18 protein-coding genes, 1 tRNA gene and 1 pseudogene are annotated in these 20,886 nt (G+C 71.9%); 10 read left to right on the top strand and 10 right to left on the bottom strand.

What is annotated here, in order from left to right; genetic code table 11:
• Positions 1 to 407: anthranilate synthase component II (locus tag FHX53_RS10725; protein ID WP_182491352.1), on the top strand; the 407-nt coding region annotated here is incomplete at its 5' end.
• A gap of 3 nt (positions 408 to 410) precedes the next feature.
• Here FHX53_RS10725 and pknB read toward each other — a convergent pair.
• The 7 genes from pknB to FHX53_RS10760 form a co-directional block, all read right to left on the bottom strand.
• Entirely contained in the window at positions 411 to 2,195 is a 1,785-nt protein-coding gene (gene pknB, locus FHX53_RS10730; protein ID WP_182491353.1) for a Stk1 family PASTA domain-containing Ser/Thr kinase, read from the bottom strand.
• Positions 2,196 to 2,268: 73 nt separating this feature from the next.
• Positions 2,269 to 3,978, bottom strand: a complete 1,710-nt coding sequence (locus FHX53_RS10735; RefSeq protein WP_182491354.1) for a serine/threonine-protein kinase — start codon at positions 3,976 to 3,978, stop codon at positions 2,269 to 2,271.
• Entirely contained in the window at positions 3,975 to 5,429 is a 1,455-nt protein-coding gene (locus FHX53_RS10740) for a peptidoglycan D,D-transpeptidase FtsI family protein (protein WP_182491355.1), read from the bottom strand. The genes FHX53_RS10735 and FHX53_RS10740 overlap by 4 nt, the downstream gene beginning before the upstream one ends.
• Positions 5,426 to 6,811 (bottom strand): FtsW/RodA/SpoVE family cell cycle protein, encoded by a 1,386-nt coding sequence (locus FHX53_RS10745; RefSeq protein ID WP_182491356.1) that lies wholly within the window; start codon positions 6,809 to 6,811, stop codon positions 5,426 to 5,428. Before FHX53_RS10745 ends, FHX53_RS10740 begins: the two co-directional genes overlap by 4 nt.
• On the bottom strand, positions 6,798 to 8,033 hold the full coding sequence (locus FHX53_RS10750; protein WP_182491357.1) for a Stp1/IreP family PP2C-type Ser/Thr phosphatase: 1,236 nt from the start codon (positions 8,031 to 8,033) through the stop codon (positions 6,798 to 6,800). Before FHX53_RS10750 ends, FHX53_RS10745 begins: the two co-directional genes overlap by 14 nt.
• Positions 8,034 to 8,037: 4 nt before the next feature.
• Positions 8,038 to 8,598 (bottom strand): FHA domain-containing protein FhaB/FipA, encoded by a 561-nt coding sequence (locus FHX53_RS10755; protein ID WP_182491358.1) that lies wholly within the window; start codon positions 8,596 to 8,598, stop codon positions 8,038 to 8,040.
• Positions 8,595 to 9,299: an FhaA domain-containing protein gene (locus FHX53_RS10760; RefSeq protein ID WP_182491359.1), complete on the bottom strand. Its 705-nt coding sequence runs from the start codon at positions 9,297 to 9,299 to the stop codon at positions 8,595 to 8,597. The genes FHX53_RS10755 and FHX53_RS10760 overlap by 4 nt, the downstream gene beginning before the upstream one ends.
• A 132-nt stretch (positions 9,300 to 9,431) precedes the next feature.
• Between FHX53_RS10760 and FHX53_RS10765 the strand changes: the two genes are divergently transcribed.
• From FHX53_RS10765 to FHX53_RS10790, 6 genes are all read left to right on the top strand, one after another.
• Positions 9,432 to 9,515: transfer RNA gene (locus FHX53_RS10765), tRNA-Leu, on the top strand.
• A gap of 132 nt (positions 9,516 to 9,647) precedes the next feature.
• Positions 9,648 to 10,187 (top strand): YaeQ family protein, encoded by a 540-nt coding sequence (locus FHX53_RS10770; protein ID WP_182491360.1) that lies wholly within the window; start codon positions 9,648 to 9,650, stop codon positions 10,185 to 10,187.
• 24 nt (positions 10,188 to 10,211) lie between these two features.
• Complete coding sequence (locus tag FHX53_RS10775; RefSeq protein WP_182491361.1) at positions 10,212 to 10,652, top strand: GNAT family N-acetyltransferase; 441 nt, start codon at positions 10,212 to 10,214, stop codon at positions 10,650 to 10,652.
• 38 nt (positions 10,653 to 10,690) lie between these two features.
• On the top strand, positions 10,691 to 11,305 hold the full coding sequence (locus FHX53_RS10780; protein WP_182491362.1) for a cupin domain-containing protein: 615 nt from the start codon (positions 10,691 to 10,693) through the stop codon (positions 11,303 to 11,305).
• A gap of 1 nt (position 11,306) precedes the next feature.
• The gene (locus tag FHX53_RS10785) at positions 11,307 to 11,981 is read left to right on the top strand and encodes an FMN-binding negative transcriptional regulator (RefSeq protein WP_182491363.1); all 675 of its coding nucleotides are present in this window, start codon (positions 11,307 to 11,309) and stop codon (positions 11,979 to 11,981) included.
• A 5-nt stretch (positions 11,982 to 11,986) separates the two neighbouring features.
• Positions 11,987 to 12,898 carry an EamA family transporter gene (locus FHX53_RS10790; RefSeq protein ID WP_246335676.1) on the top strand — a complete coding sequence of 304 codons (912 nt, stop codon included), beginning with the start codon at positions 11,987 to 11,989 and terminating at the stop codon, positions 12,896 to 12,898.
• A 31-nt stretch (positions 12,899 to 12,929) separates the two neighbouring features.
• On the opposite strand, the pseudogene FHX53_RS13685 reads toward FHX53_RS10790, so the two are convergent.
• Both FHX53_RS13685 and FHX53_RS10795 read right to left on the bottom strand, forming a co-directional pair.
• A pseudogene (locus tag FHX53_RS13685) lies at positions 12,930 to 13,577 on the bottom strand (Brp/Blh family beta-carotene 15,15'-dioxygenase); the annotation flags it as partial.
• Between the two features lie 197 nt (positions 13,578 to 13,774).
• Entirely contained in the window at positions 13,775 to 15,187 is a 1,413-nt protein-coding gene (locus tag FHX53_RS10795; RefSeq protein WP_182491364.1) for a lycopene cyclase family protein, read from the bottom strand.
• A 183-nt stretch (positions 15,188 to 15,370) separates the two neighbouring features.
• On the opposite strand from FHX53_RS10795, the gene FHX53_RS10800 reads away from it, so the two are divergent.
• From FHX53_RS10800 to FHX53_RS10810, 3 genes are all read left to right on the top strand, one after another.
• Positions 15,371 to 15,736 carry a heavy-metal-associated domain-containing protein gene (locus FHX53_RS10800; protein WP_246335665.1) on the top strand — a complete coding sequence of 122 codons (366 nt, stop codon included), beginning with the start codon at positions 15,371 to 15,373 and terminating at the stop codon, positions 15,734 to 15,736.
• 129 nt (positions 15,737 to 15,865) lie between these two features.
• A complete protein-coding gene (locus tag FHX53_RS10805) occupies positions 15,866 to 16,498 on the top strand; it encodes a DUF305 domain-containing protein (protein ID WP_246335666.1) in 633 nt (210 codons plus the stop codon).
• 11 nt (positions 16,499 to 16,509) lie between these two features.
• A complete protein-coding gene (locus FHX53_RS10810) occupies positions 16,510 to 18,810 on the top strand; it encodes a heavy metal translocating P-type ATPase (RefSeq protein WP_182491365.1) in 2,301 nt (766 codons plus the stop codon).
• A 268-nt stretch (positions 18,811 to 19,078) separates the two neighbouring features.
• Here the strand turns inward: FHX53_RS10810 and FHX53_RS10815 are convergent, their stop codons facing one another.
• Positions 19,079 to 20,884, bottom strand: a complete 1,806-nt coding sequence (locus FHX53_RS10815; protein ID WP_182491366.1) for an FAD-dependent oxidoreductase — start codon at positions 20,882 to 20,884, stop codon at positions 19,079 to 19,081.
• Positions 20,885 to 20,886: the final 2 nt, after the last annotated feature.

Here is a 20,886-nt window from a genome sequence, read left to right on the forward strand (position 1 = left end):
GCGTATGCCTCGGCCACCAGGCGATCGCCGAAGCCCTCGGCGCGACGGTCACCCATGCCGAGGAGCTCATGCACGGCAAAACCTCGATGATCGAGCACGACGACAGCTCGCTCTTCGTCGACGTGCCGCAGCCGTTCCGCGCGACGCGGTACCACTCGCTCGCGGTCGTCGACGGCACCGTGCCCGACGAGCTCGAGGTCACTGCGCGCACGTCCGGTGGCGTCATCATGGCGCTGCGGCACCGAGACGCCCCGGTGGTGGGCGTGCAGTTCCATCCCGAGTCGGTGCTCACCGAGGGCGGCTACCGGATGCTCGGCAACTGGCTCGCCGACGCAGGGCTCCCCGGCGCGCGTGAGACGGCGGCGACCCTCAGCCCGCTGGTCTCGCCGAGCGTGCGCACGAGCTGACGCTCAGCCGTTCCCGCCGTTGCCGTTGCCGGGTCCGCTCGAGTCGCCCGTCTCGGTGGTCTCCCCCGTCGATCCGCCCGCGACGCCCGAGCACCAGGTCAGCGTGATCTCCGAGTTCTGCGGCTGGTCGCCCGGCGCGAGCGACTGGTTCGTGACGAGCCCGCCGGAGCAGCCGTTGTTCCCCTGAACGCGGATCTGCAGCTGCAGCGGGCTCAGCTGTGCTGTCGCGTCGCCGACGGGGAGGTTCCGCACGTCGGGAACGGTGATGAGGCCCGACGAGATGACGATCGCGATCGTGTCGCCTTCTCGAACCTCAGCCCCGACCGCGGGGTCGGTGCGGATGACGATGTCCTTGCGGATGTTCGGCGAGTTCTCCGCTGAGATCGTCCCGACCCGAAGCCCCGCAGCCTCGATCGCGGCCTGAGCGTCGGCGAGCGCCAGTCGATCGATATTGGGGATCTGAACGGTGGGCGGGCCGGTGGAGACGTAGACGCGCACCTCCTGCCCGGGCGACACCGTGACGCCGGCGGCGGGAACGGTGCGGAGGATGTCGCCCTCGGGAACGTCGGCGCTCGCCTCGCGGAACGGGTTGGGGGTGAGGCCGTCGTCGATGAGGCGCTGCGCGCCGTCCTCATACGCCTGGCCGGCGACATCCGCCACCGTCACCGAGATCGAGGGGGCGAGCTGCGTGCGTTCGAGATTGAAGGCCCAGAACAGAACCGAGGCCACGACGACGGCGAGCACGGCGATGCCGGCCCAGATCCACGCGACGGGGGGCCTGCTCTGCGTGCGGTTGCGGCGCTCGTCGTCGTCGACGCTCAGCTGCCGCATGGCGGCCTCCGTGCCGGCAGTCGTCCGCGGGTTGACGCCGAAGAGGGTGGAGGTGACGTCGCTGGTGGTGTCGACACGTTTCGGCGGGACCTGGCCGGCGGCGGCCGCAGCGACATCCGCCCGGAAGTCGGAGGCCGTCTGGAACCGCTCGAAGCGATCTTTCGCGAGAGCGTGCAGCACGACGGTGTCGAGCGCGGGCGAGATCGACGGCACGAGCGTGCTCGGAGCGACGGGCGCCTCGCTCACGTGCTGGTAGGCGACGGCGACGGGCGAGTCGCCGCGGAACGGCGCGCGCCCGGTGAGCATCTCGAACAGTACGACGCCCGTCGAATACAGATCGCTGCGGGCGTCGACCGTCTCGCCGCGCGCCTGCTCGGGCGAGAAGTACTGCGCCGTGCCGAGGATGGTGCTCGTCTGGGCGACGGTGGCGGCGGAGTCGGAGACCGCGCGCGCGATGCCGAAGTCCATGACCTTCACCTGGCCGGAGTTCGTGATCATGATGTTGCCCGGCTTGATGTCCCGGTGCACGACGCCGGCGCGGTGCGAGTACTCGAGCGCGGTGAGCACGCCCTCGACGATGCGCGTCGCCTCCGCGGGGTCGATGGGGCCGTCGGCGATGACGTCCTTGAGCAGGCGGCCCTCGACGTGCTCCATGACGATGAAGGGGGAGATCGTCTCGCCGCCGCCGGGCTCGGTCACCGACTCCTCGCCCGCATCGAAGACGCGGACGATCGTGGGATGGGCCATGCGGGCGGCGGCCTGCGCCTCCTGGCGGAACCGGGTGCGGAAAACCGGGTCGCTCGCGAGGGAGGACTTCAGGAGCTTGACGGCGACGCGACGGCCGAGCCGGGCATCCGTCGCGATGTGAACGTCGGACATGCCGCCGCGACCGATGAGGGAGCCCAGCTGGTACCGGCCCGCGAGTAGGCGCGCGCCCTGAGCTGTGCCGTCGATCATGCTGGGGGAGTCCTTGCTGTCACCTGGTGCGGTCGGCCCCCAGTGTACGGGGCGTACCCGCGAGCGCCGGGAGTCAGCCCTCGGTGGGCGGAGGAGGCGCGGACGGCACCGGCACAGGAGCCGGGGTGATGGGCACGGCGAGCTCGGCCGAGCGCTCCGATTGCAGGTCGCCGCAGAGCGCCGTGTACGTCACACGCAGCTGGCCGCTGTCGGCGAGCGTCACGACGAGCGACGTGGCCCCGGCCGGCAGCGGGTTCGCCTGCGCGGGCGTGCCGCCGACGATCGTGACGTTGTAGCTGCTGAGCGTGTAGCCGGCGGGGCACCCGGTGTAGGTCGGCCAGCTCAGGGTGACGTCCTCCCCGCCGGGGTACGGCCCCGAGCCGGGGTCGATCGCGAGGCTCGACGGGGCCGGCGGGGTCGGGATGTCGGTGTAGAAGTACACCGTGATGAGCGTGCCGGGCTGCACCTCGCCGCGCGGGTTCACCCGGTACGAGAGACCGACCTGGTCGCCGCTCGGGGCGATGTTGCCATCGACGGCGTCGAGGCGGAGGCCGAGCTGGGCGATCTTGTCCTCCACCGCTGTGCGCGTGAGGCCGACCCACTCCTCCTCGTTGATGACGATCGCCTGCGGCGTGGGGGTCGCGGAGGGCGAGGTGCTCGGCGTCGTAAGGGTCGGCGTCGGGGTGGGGGTCGTGGTCGGGTCCTCGTCGTTGGGAGCGACGAAGATCGCGATCAGAGCACCCACGATGAGCACGAGCAGCAGTCCGATGAGGGCGATGAGCGGCCACGTCCAGGGGGAGCGCCGGTTGTCGGTCGTCTCGGTGGTCGTGGTCGCGCCCGCTGCTCCGACGGTTGACGGCATCACGCGCGTGGCGCCGTCGGCGGCCGACGGCAACACGCGCGTCGCGGCGGCGGCCGCGACGACCCCGCCGATGCCGGCGACGATCGCGGTGGCGCCGGCGACGTCGCCGCGACGAAGCGCCTGGGCCGCGCGGGCGAAGTGCTGCGAGGAGGCGGGCCTTTGGTCGGGCTTCTTCGCGATGGCGGAGAAGACCAGGTTGCGCACCGGTTCGGGAACGGTGACGGGCAGCTCGGGGGCCTGATCGTTGATGTGCGACATCGCGATCGCGACCTGCGACTCGCCCGTGAAGGGGCGACGCCCGGCGAGGGCTTCGTAGGCGACGATTCCGAGCGAGTAGACATCGGTCGACGGCGAGGCGGGGTGACCGCTCGCCTGCTCGGGCGAGAGGTACTGCACCGTTCCCATGACCTGCCCGGTCGCGGTGAGCGGAACCTGATCGGCGATGCGCGCGATGCCGAAGTCGGTGATCTTGACACGGCCGTCTGGCGTGATCAGCAGGTTGCCCGGCTTGATGTCGCGGTGCACGAGGCCGGCCTGGTGGGCGGCGTGCAGGGCTGAGGCGGTCTGCGCGACGATGTCGAGCACCTGGTCGGTCGACAGCACGCGCTCACGCTCGAGCACTGTCGAGAGTGCCTCGCCGGGCACGAGCTCCATGACGAGGAAGGCGCTGCCCTCCTCCTCGCCGTAGTCGTAGACGTTGGCGATGCCCTCGTGGTTCACGAGCGCGGCGTGCCGGGCCTCGGCGCGGAAGCGCTCGAGGAAGCCCGGGTCGCCCAGGTACTCGTCTTTCAGGATCTTGATCGCGACGGTGCGGCCGATGACCAGATCAGTCGCCTGCCACACCTCGCCCATCCCGCCGATCGCGATCCGGGAGAGCAGCTGATACCGCCCACCGAAGGTGAGCCCGCTCGTGGGTCTCATCTGTTCAGCACCGCCTCAAGCACAGTCTTCGCAATCGGAGCAGCGACGCGGTTTCCGAAGGCGGTCTGGCCGAAGCCACCGCCGTTCTCGACCACGACCGCGATGGCCACCTGGGGGTCATCAGCCGGGGCGAACCCGGTGAACCAGAGGGTGAAGGGGGTCTCTCCGCCGTTCTCGGCGGTTCCCGTCTTTCCGGCGACCGCGACGCCCTCAATTGTGGCATTGCTCGCGGCTCCGTTCGCGACGCCGTCGACCATGAGCTGCGTCAGGATCGAGGCCGTCTCGCGGCTGACGGGCTGGCTGAGCAGCACGGGCTCGTCCTCCTGGACGATCGAGAGGTCGGGGGCGATAACCCGCTCGACGAGCGTCGGCTGCATGAGGTTGCCGCCGTTGGCGATGGCCGCGCTGATCATCGCGATCTGCAGCGGCGTCACGCGAACGTCGTACTGGCCGAAGCTCGACAGCATGAGTTGAGCGTCGTCGAGCCCGGTCGGGAAGGTGCTCGCCGTCGACCGCATGGGGATCTCCACGCGCGTGCCGAATCCGAACGCCTCGGCGTAGTCGGCGATGGTGCCCTCTCCGAGCTCGAGGCCGAGCTGGGCGAAGGGGATGTTGCAGCTCAGGCGCAGCGCCGTCGCGAGCGTGACGGTCTCGCCGCCGCCGCACGCGCCGCCCTCGGAGTTCGAGATCACGCTCGAGGAGTTCGGCAGCTCGAGGCTCGGCGGGTTCGGGAACTCCGACTCGGGCTCGAACGCCCCGCTGTCGATCGCGGCGGCCGTCATGAGCACCTTGAACACCGAGCCGGGGAAGTACAGGTCGCCCGCGATCGCACGATTCACGAGCGGGTCGTCGGCGCTGTTGATGAGCTCCTCGTAGGCGGCGAGCACGCCCTGCGTGTCGTGCGCCGCCAGGCGGTTGGGGTCGTAGGCAGGTTTGGAGACCAGGGCGAGGATGCGACCAGTCGCCGGCTCGATCGCGACCACCGAGCCCTGCTGGTCGCCGAGGGCATCCCACGCCGCCTGCTGCACGACGGGGTCGACGGTGAGCTCGACCGCCGCGCCGCGCGGTCTCTGACCCGTGACGAGCGCGCCGAGCTGGTCGAGGAACTGCTCGTTCGCGCTACCCGAGAGGAAGTCGTTGAGCTCGCCCTCGATGCCCGTGTTGCCCTGGTTGAGGGTGAAGTATCCGGTGATCGCGGCATAGAGCTCGGGCTGCAGGTAGGTGCGCAGGAACTCGTACTGCGTGTCGACCGGCACCGACTCGGCGATCGGTGCGCCGTCGATCAGGATCGGCCCGCGCTCGGCGGAGTAGCTCTCGAACAGGGTGCGGGCGTTGCGGCCGTCGGCGCGGAGTCCGTCGACGGCGAACACCTGGATGACGCTCGTCGAGACGAACAGGGCGAGGAACATCGCGAGGGCGACGAGGCTGACGCGGCGGAGCTCCTTGTTCATTCGTCCACCACCAGTCGCGGCTGGTGCCGCACTTCGTCGGAGAGGCGCAGCAGGAGGGCGGCGATGATCCAGTTGGCGACGAGCGAGGACCCGCCGGCGGCGAGGAAGGGCGTCGTGAGACCCGTCAGCGGGATGACCCGGGTCACGCCGCCGACGACGACGAAGACCTGCAGGACGATGACGAAGGAGAGGCCGACCGCGAGGAGGCGCCCGAAGTCGTCGGTGCCGTTGAAGCCGATGCGGAACCCGCGCGCGACGAACAGCAGGTACAGGCCGAGGATGGCGAATAGGCCGACGAGCCCGAGCTCTTCGCCGATGCTCGCGATGATGTAGTCGCTTTCGGCGAGCGGCGTGATCGTCGGGTCGCCCCGGCCGAGTCCACGGCCGACGAGCCCGCCGTGGGCCATGCCGAAGAGGCCCTGCACGAGCTGGTAGCTGCCGCCCTGCGCGTCGTACACCTCGGGGTTGAACGAGTCGAGCCACGCGGCGAAGCGGCCCTCGACGTAGGTGAGGGTGCGGCTTGCGATGGCGGCGCCGCCGAGGAAGAGGCCGAGGCCGATGAGCACCCAGCTGAGCCGGCCGGTCGAGACGTAGATCATGACGACGAAGAGGCCGAAGTACAGCAGAGACGTGCCGAGGTCGCGCTGGAAGATCAGGACGCCCATCGCGGCGACCCAGATGATGAGGATGGGCCCGAGGTCGCGCGCGCGCGGCAGCTGCAGGCCGAGCACGCGTCGCCCGACGAGCGAGAGCGAGTCGCGCGCCGTGACGAGGTAGCCGGCGAAGAACACCGCGAGCGCGATCTTCGCGATCTCGCCGGGCTGGAAGGTGAAGCCGGCAACCTGGATCCAGAGTCGCGCGCCGTTGAGCGTCAGACCGATGCCCGGGAGCATCGGCAGCAGCAGCAGGGCGATACCGACGAACATTGCGACGTAGCGATAGCGGGCGAGCACGCGGTGGTTGCGGATGGCGATGATGACGCCGAGCGCGATGATCATCGCGACCCCGGCCCACACCATCTGCCGGATCGCGAGCCCCTCCCACCCGACGAGGCCGCGCGCGAGGTCGATGCGGTAGATCATCGCGACGCCGATGCCGTTGAGCGTCGTGGCGATGGGGAGGATGAACGGGTCGGCGTCACGCGCCACGACCCGCAGCGCCACGTGCATGCCGAGGGCGAGCATCCCCAGAGCGCCGGCCTGCAGGAGGACGCCGACATCGACGGCCCCGTTCACCCCGAGCTGGACGAGCGCGATCGCGGTGCCGCTGACGCCGATGGCGACGAGCAGGAGGACGAGCTCGAGGTTGCGGAGCTTCGACGGCTGCCGAACGGTGATCGCGATCGACTTCGTGAACGTCGGGAGGCTGTCAGTCGGCGGCACGTTCGAGCCTCTCGATGATCGACAGGGCGTCCTGCAGGTCGTCGGCGTTGATGGTCGCCTCGACTGTCTGCCGGCTGAAAGGCGGGAGGTCGTCGAGCGCGATGTCGGTCTCGCGGTAGACGCTCGAGAGCGGGATCGGACCGATGCCCTGCTGCACGCCCTGGAAGATGGCGACGTTGCCGTCGACGACGCCGACGAAGTAGCGCGACTGCGTGTAGCGATAGCCGGCGACGGCGGCGGCGACGATGAGCGCGATAATGAGCAGGATGCCGACCGACCACGTGATCCGCCGGCGGATGCGGCGCCGGCGGTCCTCCGCGATGAGCTCTCGGAGGAACTCCTCGCTCTCGGGCTCGAAGTGCTCGTCCTCGGCGACGCTCGTCATGAGCGGGTGCAGCAGCAGGGCGGGCAGCCGGACGCCGCGGCGCGAGGTGTCGACCTCGAAGGTCAGCGGGGCGCCCGCCGAGCCGACCATGACCGGCTCGGCCGTCGCGCTCGACGGCCCGTCGTCGACGCCGACGAGCACGACGGTCACATTGTCGGGAGCACCGTGGTCGAGGCTCTCGTCGACGAGCGACTGCGCTGCGAGCGCGGCGTCGGGCTGGCCAGCGAGGATCTCGGCGACCTTCTCCTCGGTGACGTAGCCGCTGAGGCCGTCGGAGCACAGCAGCCAGCGATCGCCGGGCTCGGTGTCGAGCACCATGGTGTCGATCTCGGGGTTGAGGTCGACGTCGCCGAGCACGCGCATGAGCACCGAGCGGCGCGGGTGCACGGCGGCCTCCTCGGGCGTGATGCGGCCGCTGTCGACGAGGCGCTGCACGAAGGTGTGGTCCTTCGTGATCTGCTCGAGCTCGCCCCCGCGGAACCGGTAGATGCGCGAGTCGCCGATGTGGGCCACGACGACCTTGGCGCCGACGCGGATGAGGCCGCTGACGGTCGTACCCATGCCGGTGAGCTCGGGGCGCTCGAAGACGGTCTCGGCGAGCTCCTGATTGGCCTCCAGGAGCGCCTGGCTGAGCACCTGCTCGGCCTCATCGACCGACTCGAACGCACGGTCGGTGTGCGCGATCGCCTGGATCGCGAGCGCGGAGGCGACGTCGCCGCCCGCGTGGCCGCCCATCCCGTCGGCGACGACGAAGAGGTGCTCACCGGCATAGCCCGAGTCCTGGTTGTTGGCTCGGATCTTTCCGACGTGCGAGAGGGCGGCTGTGCGGCTCGTCATCGGCCTACCGTCGCAGCTCGAACGTCGTCGTCCCGATGCTGACGGGGGTGTTCAGGGGCACGGGGGTGGGGATGCTGACGCGCTTGCCGTTCAGGAAGGTGCCGTTGGTGGAATCGAGATCCTGGATCATCCACTGGTCGCTCCACAGCATGAGGCGCGCGTGGTGCGTGGAGGTGTAGTCGTCGCGGATGACGAGGCCGGAGTCGGCGGAGCGGCCGATCGTGAGCTGGTCGTCGCCGAGCTCGAGCTCCATGCCCTCCTTCGCGCCGGAGGTGATGACGAGGCGGCGGGCGACGGGCTCGTCGGCGACTTCCTGCGCCGTGGGCGCCGGTGCGGCGGGGGCGGGCGCGATCGCCTCGGTGCGGGCGGTCGCGCTCTCTGAGGAAGCGGGGGCCGTTGAGGGGGCGGGCGAGGCGGATGCTGCGCTCGCGCCGTTCGGCGCGGGCAGTCGGCGCACCTTCTGCCCGAACAGGTCGCTGCGCAATGCGTAGACGATCGCGAAGACGAACGCCCACAGCAGGATGAGGAACCCGATGCGGAGGATGAGGAGAGTGAGTTCGCTCATCGTGGTCCTCCTCGGGCGGTTCCGCCTCGCGGCGGCTCGGACTGGGCGAGCACCCGGAAGAGGATGCGGGTGCGCCCGATCTGGATCACGCTATCGGGGGGCAGGGCGGCCTGCGTGAACGGCTCCCCATTCAGGAGCGACCCGTTGGTGGAGCCGAGGTCGTTGACCTGGCCGCGCGTGCCGTCCCAGAGGATCTCGATGTGCTTGCGGCTCGTGCCGGAGTCGTCGAGCGTGATGTCGGCCTCGGAGCCGCGGCCGACGATCGTGCGCGACTTCATGAGCGGGTAGCGCGTGCCGTCGATGTCGAGGACGGGATTCCAGACCACGGCGCCCTTGATGGTGTGCGAGTCGACCTGGATGACGCCTTCGGAGAGACTCTCGTCGGCCTGCAGGGTGATGCGGATGCCGCCGGGGAAGGTGTAGCGCTGCGCGGTCGCGTGCTTCTGCACGAGCTGTGTGAGCTCGTCGGTGAGCGATTCCCCGAGAGTGTCCATGCGCTGCTTGTCGGCGGGGGAGAGCCGGACGGTGAGGTCGTTGGGGGCGAGGATGCGGTCGCGGGACACGACGGCGGCCTTCGTGTCGAGCTCGCGTCGGAGCGCGGCGGAGATCTCGAGGGGCTGCACGCCGCTCTTGAAGGTCTTGGCGAACGCGCCGCCGACGGCGCGCTCGAGACCGCGCTCGAAGCTGTCGAGAAGCCCCACGGCAAGCGTCCTTCCCTGGCAGTTGACCTTCTGAGGATAGTGGGGTGCTCTGGACGGGCGCCCCCACCGCGCCTTTTCGCCGGTACGCGCTGTGATAATCTCGCTGGGCCGGCGGGGTTTCGACCTCGCCTCGCGCGAGTGGCGGAATTGGCAGACGCGCTGGCTTCAGGTGCCAGTGCCCTTACGGGCGTGGGGGTTCAAGTCCCCCCTCGCGCACGCGGCCCTCTCTCTTCGAGAGGCTCGGTGCGCGGATGAGCGGCCCCGGTCTTCGGATCGGGGCCGTTTCGCGTTTCCGGGCGCGTCCGGGGGTGGATGCGCGGGCCGCGGCGACCCGTAGGCTCGAGCACCATGGCAGCCGGCGCAGTGATTCACACGTTCACGGGGTCGCTCGCCGACGTCGACCGGGGCGTGTACGAGGAGCTCTCGCTGCGGGTGGCGCGACACCCGTCAGAGACCGACTCCTACATGCTCGTGCGCGTGCTGGCCTTCTGCCTCGAATGGGATGAGGGCGCTCAGTTCAGCGAGGGCGTCTCGGCGGTCGACGAGCCCGCGGTGGTCATCCGCGACCGCACTGGGCGGGTGACGGGCTGGATCGAGGTCGGAGCACCCGATGCCGATCGGCTCCACCGCGGCAGCAAGCTCGCCGAGCGCACCGCGATCTACACGCACCGCGACCCCGCGAAGGTGCTCGCGCTGTGGGCGGGCAAGAGGATCCACGAGGCCGAGCGCATCAGTCTCTTCAGCTTCGACCCCGGGTTCATCGACGACGCGACGGGCGCGCTCGAGCGCCGCAACACCCTCACGGTCTCGGTGACCGAGCAGCAGCTCTACCTCGAGCTGAATGGGTCGACGTGCAGCACGGGGATCCACGAGCATCCGCTCGCCTGACGCGCTTTCTGGTTCAGTGGTCGCATGGATGTCCGCGAACTGTCCGATGACGACTGCCGCCTCGCTCACGCGGCGATGCGCGAGCTGCGGCCGCAGGTCGGTCACGAGCCCGCGTTCGTCGACCGCGTGCGGAGCCAGTTCACGCACGGCTACCGGCTGATCGGCGCGTTCGACGGCGAGCACGAGCACGCGGTGTCGGTCGCGGGCTTCCGCATCGACGAGAAGCTCGCGTGGGGGCGGCACGTCTACATCGACGACCTGTCGACGCTGCCCGAGGGGCGCGGCAAAGGCGGCGCGACGGCGCTCCTGCGGTGGATCGACGCGGCCGCGGCAGCCGAGGGCATCACAGAGGTGCACCTCGACTCGGGCGTGCAGCCGGAACGGCAGGCCGCGCACCGGCTCTACTTCGCCGAGGGGTACCGGATCGGCTCGTACCACTTCCAGAAGGTGCTCGGCGAGGGCTGAGCATCCGTCTGCACGCGTAGTGCAGTATTCTGCACTGCGTGGATGACGATATCACCGGTCTCGCGGTCGCCATCGGCGCGCGCGTGCGCCACGAGCGCCAGGCCCGGCAGTGGACGCTCGACCAGCTCGCCGAGGCCGCGGGCGTCAGTCGCCGCATGCTCGTCACTGTCGAGCAGGGCGCCGCGAACCCGAGCCTCGGCACGCTGCTCAAGCTGAGCGAGGCACTCGGGGTCGCGCTGCCCACCCTCGTCGAGCCGCCCGCGCGGGAGGCTGCGACCGTGACGCGCGCCGGTCGCGGCACCGAGCTGTGGCGCGGCGACAGTGGCGGTCGGGGCGTGCTCGTCGCGAGCGCCACGCTGCCCGACGCCTTCGAGCTCTGGGAGTGGACCCTCGAAGCCGGCGACCGCCTCGACTCCGAGCCGCACACCGCCGGCACGCGCGAGCTGCTCCAGGTTCTCGACGGCACGATGACCGTCGAGGTCGACGGCGTCGAGCACGAGCTGCAGGCGGGGGATGCGGTGGCGTTCGCCGGCGACGTCGCCCACGCATACGCCGCGTCGGGCTCCGATCGCGCGCGCTTCAGCCTCGCCGTGTACGAGCCGGCCGGAGTGGGCGGCGCTCGACCCGGCGCGCACGCGCAAGCGGGGCGCTGACATGCTGATCCACCCGTGGGATGCCGCTCTCGAGCCCGCCGAGTGGCAGCGGTGGCTCGCCGAGCATGAGCGGTTCGGCGTGCTCGCCGTGAACAACACCGACCCCGCGCAGGCTCCTCTCGTGCTGCCGACCCACTTCTCGGTCGACGGCGAGCAGCTGATCCTCCACCTGGCGCGGCCGAACCCGGTGTGGCGCCACCTCGCCGCGGGCGTCGAGGTGCGCCTGGCGGTCACCGGCGACTACGCGTACATCCCGAGCTACTGGCGGGCGAAGGCGGGAGGCCCGGACGAGGACGGCGTGCCGACGAGCTACTACTCATCGGTGCAGTTCGTCTGCACGGCGGAGATCGTCGACGACCCGCGGATGAAGGTTGAGATCCTCATCGCGCAGTTCGCCGACGTGCAGCCCGAGGGTGGGCATGCGGAGGTCTCCGTCACGGACGGGCCGTACGCGCGGATGCTCGCGGGCATCCGCGGACTGCGCCTGACGGTGGTGCGCACCGAGGCGAAGTTCAAGTACGACGACCACAACCCCGTCGAGCACCGCGAGCGCGTGAGCGCGAGGCTCGACGAGCGGGGCCGTGGGCTCGATCACGGAGCGGCGGGGCAGCAGCGACGGCGCCTCGACGCGATCGGCGACTGGCGCTCGCGCCCCACCGACGGAGAGACCTCGTGAACCCCATGACGCGCGTGCCGCCGTGGAGCTTCGCCGTGCTCGCCATGTTCTCGGTGCAGCTCGGCTCGGCGCTCTCGGTGGGCCTCATCGACGAGGTGGGCGCGGGGGGCACCGCGTGGCTGCGGCTGAGCATGGGGGCGATCGTCTTCCTCCTCATCGCGCGGCCGCGTCTCGCGGCCATTCGTCGCGCCGACGTGGTTCCGCTGCTGGCATTGGGGGTCGCCACCGGTCTCATGACCGTGTTCTTCCTCGCCGCGCTCGAGCGCATCCCCCTCGGCACGGCGGTCGCGATCGAGTTCCTCGGCCCGCTCACCGTCGCGGCGGTGCGCAGCGGCGGACGGCGCGCGCTCGTCTGGCCGATCGTCGCGCTCGCGGGCGTCGTGCTGCTGACCGAGCCGTGGCTCGGCGAGATCGACCCGCTCGGGGTGCTGTTCGCGGCGCTCGCCGGTATCGGCTGGGGCGCGTACATCTACTTCACGCAGACGATCGGCGACCGGTTCGACGGGATCCAGGGGCTCGCGCTCACGATCCCGGTCGCGGCGCTCACGGCGGCGGTCGTCGGCGTGCCGCAGGCGTGGGGGCAGATCGACATCACGGTGCTGCTCACCGCCCTCGGCCTCGCGCTGCTGCTGCCCGTGCTGCCGTTCGCGCTCGAGATGCTCGCCCTGCGCCGCATGACCCACACCGCGTTCGGCACCCTCATGGCCGTCGAGCCCGCGATCGGACTCGTCCTCGGCCTGCTGATTCTCGCCCAGTCGCCGTCGGCTGTGCAGGTCGTAGGCATCGTCATCGTCGTGCTCGCGGGCGCGGCGGCGCAGCGGGGCGGGCGGCGCGAAGCGGCGGATGCGCGGACGCCCGCTCGTCTCCCCGCAGCGCCCGGTCGCCGAGGCCGACGAGCACCATGTGCGGCACGGTGAGCGCCGCGAGGCCGATGAACACGACGCGCAGCAGCTGGTCGTCGAGGCTCGCGGTGCCGGCCGTCGCGGCGAGGAAGACGCCCGCCGCGATGAGCGGGATGACCGTGTACGCGACGACGACGAGCGCCGTCAGGCGGCGGGGCTGCTCTCTCTCCTCGGCGAACCCCTCGCGCAGGTGGCGGGCGCTGTGCAGCGTGCAGAAGTAGACGATGAAGAACACGAGGGGCGGGGTCGTGAGGGCGAGCAGCGCGACGAGGCCGAGCTCGACGGCCTCGTGCGGGGCGCGCCGGGCGGCGACGACGGCGAGCACGAGCAGCAGGACGAGCAGCGGCAGACCCAGCGCGGACTGCGCGGCGGCGACCGAGCGGGCGCCCTCGCCGGCGAGGGTCGCGTAGAGGCCGGCCACGGCATCCTCATCGCGGAGCGCGGGGAGCGACAGGAGCGCCGCGCCCGCGAGAGCGCGCGGTGCGGGCGAGCGCTCGCGCATCCAGTCGCCGCCGAAGTGCACCGCGGAGACGACGAGGAAGAGCACGAGGCTCGGCGCCGGCGCGACGAGCCACAGCGCGACGACCGCGACCGCGAGCCCCGAGTAGACCAGGTTGAAGGCGCCGAAGCTCAGCGCGCCGCGCCACAGCCCGAGGCGGCGGGCGACGAGCGGGTCGAGGGCTCCGTGCGGCATGCCGAGCACGGCGGCGAGGATCGCGATCGCGACGGTCTGTACGACGAGCGGCGGCTCGGGGTCGGCGAGGAGGAACGCGAGGATCGTCGCGAGGGCCGTCGCGGTGAAGAGGTAGGTCTCGCGCGGGGCGCGGGGGCGGATGCCCGGGGCTTGGCCGGCCGGTTCGGTGTCGGTCGGGCGGGTGGTCGCCGTCGCCGTCACGACGCGACCTGCTCGAGCGCGTCGCCGGTCGGCTCGGGCGCGACGGCAGGCTGCACGGCGGGGCGCCGCGACGGCGCGGCGGACGGCGCTCGCCGGACGCGCGGGAGCGCCCGCACGAGGTCGGGGCGCCGCGCCGAGTTCGTCGCGAGCGCGCGCGAGCGGTCGGGCAGCTGCGCGAGGAAGGGCAGCAGCGGCAGGCTCGCGATGATCGCGAGCAGGTCGCTCAGCCGAGCGCGGTCGGTGAGGAACCGCAGCAGTCGAGCGGGCGCGACGCCGCGCGCAATCGCGGCGAAGTAATCGGCCGTGCGCTCGGGGTGCGCGCGGAGGGCCTGGAGGAAGATGCGGTCCATCTGGCGGCGGACGAACGGCTCGGGCGGGTGGCCGACCGGCGCCTCGCCGCGTGCGAGACGGTCGGCGCAGTCGCGAGCCCAGGCCTGGATGCGCGCGAACCCGTAGCCGGAGGCGTCGCGGAGGGCGCCGCCGGCCGCACCCGCGACGACCACGCCGGGGATGGATTCGGGATGTCCGTGTGTGCCGCTCGCGGCGTGTGCCGCGGGAGGCACACTCGCGAATCGTGAGAAGCGGTTCCCCCGCGGGGAGCGCGGATCGGGGACGCGCCCCATCGGCAGCACGCCGCCCTCTTCGCGGAGGATGCGGACGTGGGGGGCGCCGAGCGGCGCTCCGAGGGAGGAGAGCGCGGCGTCGCGCCCGGCGCGCACCGCGGAGGCGCGCAGCGGGGCGGGGGAGAAGCGCGTCCACTCGACGAGGGCCGAGGTCGCGGACAGCGGGAGGACGTAGACGAAGCCGAGGCCGTCGGCGTCGGCGCGCATCCCCGTCATGAGGCCCGCGGCGCCGGGCTCGATGCCGAGCGCCGCGAGGTCGAGCGCGCCGCCGTGATCGATCTCGACGCCCGAGAAGCACTGAAAGAGCAGAGCGACCGTGCGGCGCGGGCGCGTGTCGACGACCCAGCGGGCCGTGAGGTCGCCCGCGGTCGTGCTCACGACGACGCCGCCGCCCTCGGCGGGGTCGACCGCTCGCAGCGAGCCCGCCGCGACGCCGAGGCGCAGCTCGACCGTCGGGCTCGCGTCGATGATCGCGCGGTAGCGGGCGTAGAAGTCCGCGCCGCGGATGTACTGATAGGTCGCGCCGTCGACGCCGTGGGTGCGGGCCGGCTCGCCCTCGGCCTGGTACGCCCACGTGCTCCACTCGCGGTGGACGATCGACCGCAGGTCGTGATCGGGGCCCGCCCAGAAGCACCACGAGCGGTCGTCGGCGTAGTCGGTGCGGACATCCACCGCGATCACCCGCAGCCCCGAGTCGCCCTCGGCGAGGCGCGCCGCGAGCGCCAGCCCCGCGCAGCCCGCGCCGAGGATCACGAGGTCGGCGTCGTGCGCGCGCGTGCGAGGCAATCCGGGCTCCGTCGCTCAGCGAGAACGGCGCCCAGGGCAAGCGCCGACATCGCGACGCTAAGCACGATTGCTGGATGCTCGCCGCGGGTTCGATGCCGATTGACTGACCATCCGCTCCCGGTTCGGCGGGTCATTCCGCACCACGGCTTCACGTACCCCGGTGGGGTATGCGACACTGGTGGTATGGAGACCAACGACATGACTCGACTCAACCTGCTCGGCGACTCCGCGACCGCGAGCGGCGGCGGATGCTGCGGAGGCGGCGCGTGCGGCTGCGGCCACGGCGCGGCCGAGGCCCCCGCGGCGGCCGACGCGACGGCCGACGCGACCACTGCGGTCGACGCGAGCGAGTACCTCGTCACCGGCATGACCTGCGGCCACTGCGTCGCGAGCGTCAAGGAGGAGGTCGGCGCCGTCGACGGAGTGCAGGCCGTGGAGGTCGCGCTCGTCAAGGGCGGCGCCTCGCGCGTGACCGTGCAGTCGGCCGGCCCGATCGACGAGACGAAGATCCGCGCCGCGGTCGAGGAGGCGGGCTACCAGCTCGCCTGATCGCTCACACGACCGGCCCTCGCGCCGCGCCCACTGCGGCCGCGGAACGGGGGCCGTCGTCATTCATCCGAGCGGGGTTGTAATACCCCCCCGGGGTATGCCATACTCGTCGTGACAGGGAGGCCCCTCATGACTCGCATGACCATCGCGCAACCCGCTCGCCGCCGCGCATCCGCCGCCGCCGCGATCGCCAGCACCGCCGCTCTCGCGCTCGCCCTCGCCGGGTGCGTGACCGTCAACACGGGCGGCTCGAACGGCCCGGGCGGGATGCCCATGGGCGACCTGCCCGACGGCGTCAACCAGGCCGACGCCATGTTCACGATGATGATGATCCCCCACCACGAGCAGGCCATCGAGATGAGCGAGCTCATGCTCGGTCGCGACGACATCGACCCGGAGATCGTCGCGCTCGCCGAGCAGATCATCGCCGCGCAGGATCCAGAGATCGAGCTCATGGAGCAGTGGCTCGACGACTGGGGTCTGCCGAGCATGCCCGGCGGCGGACATGGCGGCGGTCATGGCGACGGAGGCCCGGGCGGCATGATGAGCGACGGCGACCTCGACGCGATCGAGGGCGCCGAGGGCGACGAGGCCGAGCGCCTCTACCTCGAGGGCATGATCGAGCATCACGAGGGCGCCATCGACATGGCGCAGGACGTGCTCGACGACGGCGAATCGACCGATGTCGCCGAGCTCGCCGAGACCATCATCGTGACCCAGCAGGTCGAGATCGACCGCGTGCACCAGCTACTCGCCACCTGAGGAGAAACCGCATGACTCTCACAGAATCCTCCGCGGCGCCGACCGCCGCCCCCGAGCTGCAACTCGACCTCGTCGGCATGACGTGCGCCTCGTGCGCGAACCGCATCGAGCGGGGCCTCAACAAGGTTCCCGGCGTCGAGGCGACCGTGAACTACGCGACCGAGAAGGCGACCGTGCGCGTCGCTCCGGATGCCGACGGGCAGCTCGACGCCTCCGCACTCATCGCGGCGGTCGAGAGGGCCGGCTACCGGGCGAGCGTGACGGCGCCTCGCGTCGCCAGCGGGGCATCCGCCCCCGCATCGGGCGGGGCCGGCACCGCCGGCGAGGCCCGCCCCGACGCGCTCGCCGCCCTGCGCCAGCGGCTCATCATCTCGGCGGTGCTCACGGTGCCCGTGCTGCTCATGTCGATGATCCCACCGCTGCAGTTCACGTACTGGCAGTGGCTCGCGCTCACGCTCGCGGCGCCCGTCGCTGTGTGGGGGGCGTGGCCGTTCCATCGGGCGGCGGCCGTCAACGCTCGGCACGGCAACGCGACGATGGACACCCTCATCTCGCTCGGCGTGACGGCGGCGTTCCTGTGGTCGCTGTACGCGCTGTTCCTCGGCGAGGCCGGCATGGCCGGCATGACGATGACGCTCCAGCTCTTCGGGACCCCCGAGACCGGCGCGCACGAGATCTACCTCGAGGTCGCGGCGGCGGTGACGGTGTTCATCCTGCTCGGGCGGTACCTCGAGGCGCGCGCCAAGCGCGAATCGGGGGCGGCGCTCACCGCGCTGCTCGACCTCGCCGCGCGCGACGCCTCGGTGCTGCGCGACGGCGTCGAGGTGAAGGTGCCCGTCGACCAGCTGCAGGTCAACGACCGCTTCGTGGTGCGGCCTGGCGAGAAGATCGCGACCGACGGCGTCGTCATCGAGGGCGTCTCGTCGGTCGACGCGTCGCTGCTCACGGGCGAGTCGGTGCCGGTCGACGTCGAGATGGATTCGCGCGTCGTCGGCGGCACCGTCAACGTCTCGGGCCGCATCGTCGTCGAGGCCTCGCGCGTCGGCGCCGACACCGAGCTCGCGCGCCTCGGCGGGCTCGTCGAGGAGGCGCAGACCGGCAAGGCCGAGGTGCAGCGCCTCGCCGACCGCGTCTCGGGCGTCTTCGTGCCCGTCGTCATCGCGCTGTCGCTGCTGACCCTGCTCGGGTGGGTGCTGCTCACCGGATCGGTCGAGCTCGGCTTCACCGCGGCCGTCGCGACGCTCATCATCGCGTGCCCGTGCGCGCTCGGACTCGCGACCCCGACCGCGCTCATGGTCGGCACGGGGCGCGGCTCGCAGCTGGGCATCCTCATCAAGGGGCCCCAGGTGCTCGAGCGCACCCGCCGCATCGACACGATCGTGCTCGACAAGACCGGCACCGTGACCACGGGGCGGATGTCCGTGACGGCGGTCGTGCCGACGGCTGGCTTCTCGTCGTCGTCGCTGCTGTCGCTCGCCGCGGCCGCGGAGGAGGGCAGCGAGCACCCGCTCGCTCGCGCGGTCGTCGACCACGCTCGTGAGACCGGGGTCGCCCTGGCCGCGGCCTCGGGCTTCGCGTCGCACGCGGGGCTCGGGGTCACGGCCGTCGTCGACGGACGCGCGGTGACGGTCGGTCGCGCTGCGTGGCTGGAGTCGGAGTGGGCGATCACGGTGCCGGCCGACGCGCTGTCGTCGTTCGAGGCGGAGGGCGCGACGCCCATCGCCGTCGCGATCGACGGAGCCTTCGCGGGCGTCATCGTGCTCGCCGACACGCTCAAGGCGGATGCGGAGCTCGCGATCACGCGACTGCGCGACCTCGGGCTCGACGTCGTGCTGCTGACGGGCGACAACGAGGGCGCGGCGTCGGCGATCGCGTCGTCGCTGGGCATCGACGAAGTGCACGCGGGTGTGACCCCGGCCGGGAAGCTCGAGGTCATCCGCGAGCTGCAGGCGCAGGGGCAGGTCGTCGCGATGGTCGGCGACGGGGTCAATGATGCGGCGGCGCTCGCCGCGGCCGACCTGGGCATCGCGATGGGCAGCGGGACCGACGCCGCGATCGCAGCCTCCGACCTCACGATCGTCTCGGGTGACCTGCTCGTCGTCGCCGACGGCATCCGCCTCGCCCGGCGCACGCTGCGCACGATCATCGGCAACCTGTTCTGGGCGTTCGGGTACAACGTCGCGGCGATCCCCGTCGCGATGCTCGGACTGCTCAACCCGCTGCTCGCGGGGCTCGCCATGGCGTTCTCGAGCGTGTTCGTCGTGACGAACTCGCTGCGGCTCCGCGGGTTCAGGACGCTGCCGCGGCCGTAGGAGGCGCGGGCGGGGTCGACCCAGGGCGCGCGGCGGGGTCGGCCCGGGGGCTGGTCCCTTCCGCGGTCCGCTGCGGCGTGCACTGACTCCGGAGATTCGGCTGGCGCTGGCGCCGGACCCGCGCGTTCTCGCGGACTCCTCACCAGATCTCCGGAGTTGTGACACGGCTGCGAGCCGGGCGGGCAGCGCCGGCGCCACCGTCGGGGCCGGCGTGACGCGCAGGCGGGGCCCGACGAGAGAGCGCGGGTCGGCGCGGGCAGGCGGGTGGCTAGGGCTGCGGCTCCGCCGCGCGCACCCGCGGCATCGGCAGGGCGACCGGCGCGCTCGGGAGGCGCAGCTCGCCCACCGCGCCGACCGGCACCACCGGCGACCGCGGGGTCACGGGCGGCACGGGCAGGTAGGCGGCTCCGAGCGGCGGGCGAGCATCCGCCTCGCCGCGATTCGGCCACAGGGCGAAGGCGCGCTCCGCCTGCGCGGTGATCGTGAGCGACGGGTTGACGCCGAGGTTCGCCGAGATCGCCGCGCCGTCGACGACGTGCAGCCCGGAGTGCCCGAACACGCGGTGGTACGGGTCGACGACGCCGGTCGCGGGGGAGTCGCCGATGGGGCATCCGCCGAGGAAGTGCGCCGTCATCGGCACGTCGAAGACCTCGCTGATGCCCGACTGCGCAAAGCCGTTCATGTGCTGCGACATGAGCCCGTAGGCCTCGTTCGCCTCGGGCAGGTAGGTCGGGTTCGGCTCGCCGTGCCCCTGGCTCGACCGCAGCCGGAATCTCCCGAACAGTCCCCGCCCCGCGCGCACCGTGAGCGAGTTGTCGCGGTTCTGCATGACGAGGCCGACGATCGTGCGCTCGCTCCAGCTGCCGATGCCGAACACCATAGACGCGACGCGGGCGGGGTGCCGCAGCAGCTGGCCGATCCAGAGCAGCCAGCGCGGCGTGCGCCGACCGCCCGGCACGGCGAGCGTCGCGAGCAGCGCGAGGGCGTTCGAGCCGTGCCCGTAGCGACAGGGCTCGATGTGCGTGTGCTCGTCCGGATGGATCGACGACGTGATGGCGACGCCGCGGGTCATGTCGACCCCGCGCGCGTGCCGCAGGGCGGTGGATGCTCCGCCGAGGGCCTCGGAATTCGTGCGGGTCAGCTCGCCCAGCCGCGCGGAGATCCCCGGCAGGTGCCCCTCGGCCTTCATGCGGTGCAGCAGCTGCTGCGTGCCCCACGCTCCCGCGGCGACGACGACCTGGTCGGCCGTGAGCGTCCGCTCGGTGCGGCGGCCCCTGCCGGTGGTGCGCGTGGTCACGGTGTACCCGCCGCCCGGCCGCGGCGCGACGCGCGTGACCGTCGTGAGAGGGCGCACGACCGCCCCCGCCGACTCGGCGAGGTGCAGGTAGTTCTTCACGAGCGTGTTCTTCGCGTTGTGGCGGCAGCCCGTCATGCACTCGCCGCACTCGATGCAGCCGCGACGCGCCGGCCCCGCCCCGCCGAAGTAGGGGTCCGGCGACTCGACGCCCGCGGCCTCGCCGAAGTACACGCCGACGGGGGTGAGGTGGAAGCTGTCGGCGACGCCGAGGTCGGCCGCGACCTTCTGCATGATCTCGTCGGCGGGCGTGACGGTCGGGTTCTGCGCGACCCCGAGCATGCGTGAAGCCTGGTCGTAGTAGGCGTCGAGCTCCGCCTTCCAGTCGGTGATGTGCGCCCACTGGCGGTCGTGGAAGAACGCGTCGCTCGCCGGCCGGTAGAGCGTGTTCGCGTAGACGAGCGAGCCACCGCCGACGCCCGCCCCGGCGAGGATCATGACGTCGTCGAGCAGATGGATGCGCTGGATGCCGAGCAGCCCGAGCGCCGGCGCCCAGAAGAACCTGCGCAGGCTCCAGCTCGTGCGGGCGAACTCGTCGTCCGCGAAGCGGCGACCGGCCTCGAGCACCGTCACGCGGTAGCCCTTCTCGACCAGGCGCAGGGCGGCGACCGAGCCGCCGAAGCCGGACCCGATGACGATGACATCGTGGTGGTCGGGGCCGGGCGGCGCGGGGTCAGCGTGGCCGTGCGCCTCGGGCGCGGTCGGGCGGGCGTCGAGCATCC

Source organism: Microcella alkalica (assembly GCF_014137945.1).
Lineage (GTDB): Bacteria > Actinomycetota > Actinomycetes > Actinomycetales > Microbacteriaceae > Microcella > Microcella alkalica.

Excerpts from the sequence above, each read along its gene's own strand:
- FHX53_RS10740 (WP_182491355.1), bottom strand. The coding sequence starts at position 5,429 with ATGAACAAGGAGCTCCGCCGCGTCAGCCTCGTCGCCCTCGCGATGTTC.
- FHX53_RS10805 (WP_246335666.1), top strand. The coding sequence starts at position 15,866 with ATGACTCGCATGACCATCGCGCAACCCGCTCGCCGCCGCGCATCCGCC.
- FHX53_RS10735 (WP_182491354.1), bottom strand. The coding sequence starts at position 3,978 with ATGAGACCCACGAGCGGGCTCACCTTCGGTGGGCGGTATCAGCTGCTC.
- FHX53_RS10790 (WP_246335676.1), top strand. The coding sequence starts at position 11,987 with ATGACGCGCGTGCCGCCGTGGAGCTTCGCCGTGCTCGCCATGTTCTCG.
- FHX53_RS10775 (WP_182491361.1), top strand. The coding sequence starts at position 10,212 with ATGGATGTCCGCGAACTGTCCGATGACGACTGCCGCCTCGCTCACGCG.
- FHX53_RS10810 (WP_182491365.1), top strand. The coding sequence starts at position 16,510 with ATGACTCTCACAGAATCCTCCGCGGCGCCGACCGCCGCCCCCGAGCTG.
- FHX53_RS10815 (WP_182491366.1), bottom strand. The coding sequence starts at position 20,884 with ATGCTCGACGCCCGCCCGACCGCGCCCGAGGCGCACGGCCACGCTGAC.
- FHX53_RS10785 (WP_182491363.1), top strand. The coding sequence starts at position 11,307 with ATGCTGATCCACCCGTGGGATGCCGCTCTCGAGCCCGCCGAGTGGCAG.
- pknB (WP_182491353.1), bottom strand. The coding sequence starts at position 2,195 with ATGATCGACGGCACAGCTCAGGGCGCGCGCCTACTCGCGGGCCGGTAC.
- FHX53_RS10750 (WP_182491357.1), bottom strand. The coding sequence starts at position 8,033 with ATGACGAGCCGCACAGCCGCCCTCTCGCACGTCGGAAAGATCCGAGCC.
- FHX53_RS10755 (WP_182491358.1), bottom strand. The coding sequence starts at position 8,598 with ATGAGCGAACTCACTCTCCTCATCCTCCGCATCGGGTTCCTCATCCTG.
- FHX53_RS10770 (WP_182491360.1), top strand. The coding sequence starts at position 9,648 with ATGGCAGCCGGCGCAGTGATTCACACGTTCACGGGGTCGCTCGCCGAC.
- FHX53_RS10800 (WP_246335665.1), top strand. The coding sequence starts at position 15,371 with ATGGAGACCAACGACATGACTCGACTCAACCTGCTCGGCGACTCCGCG.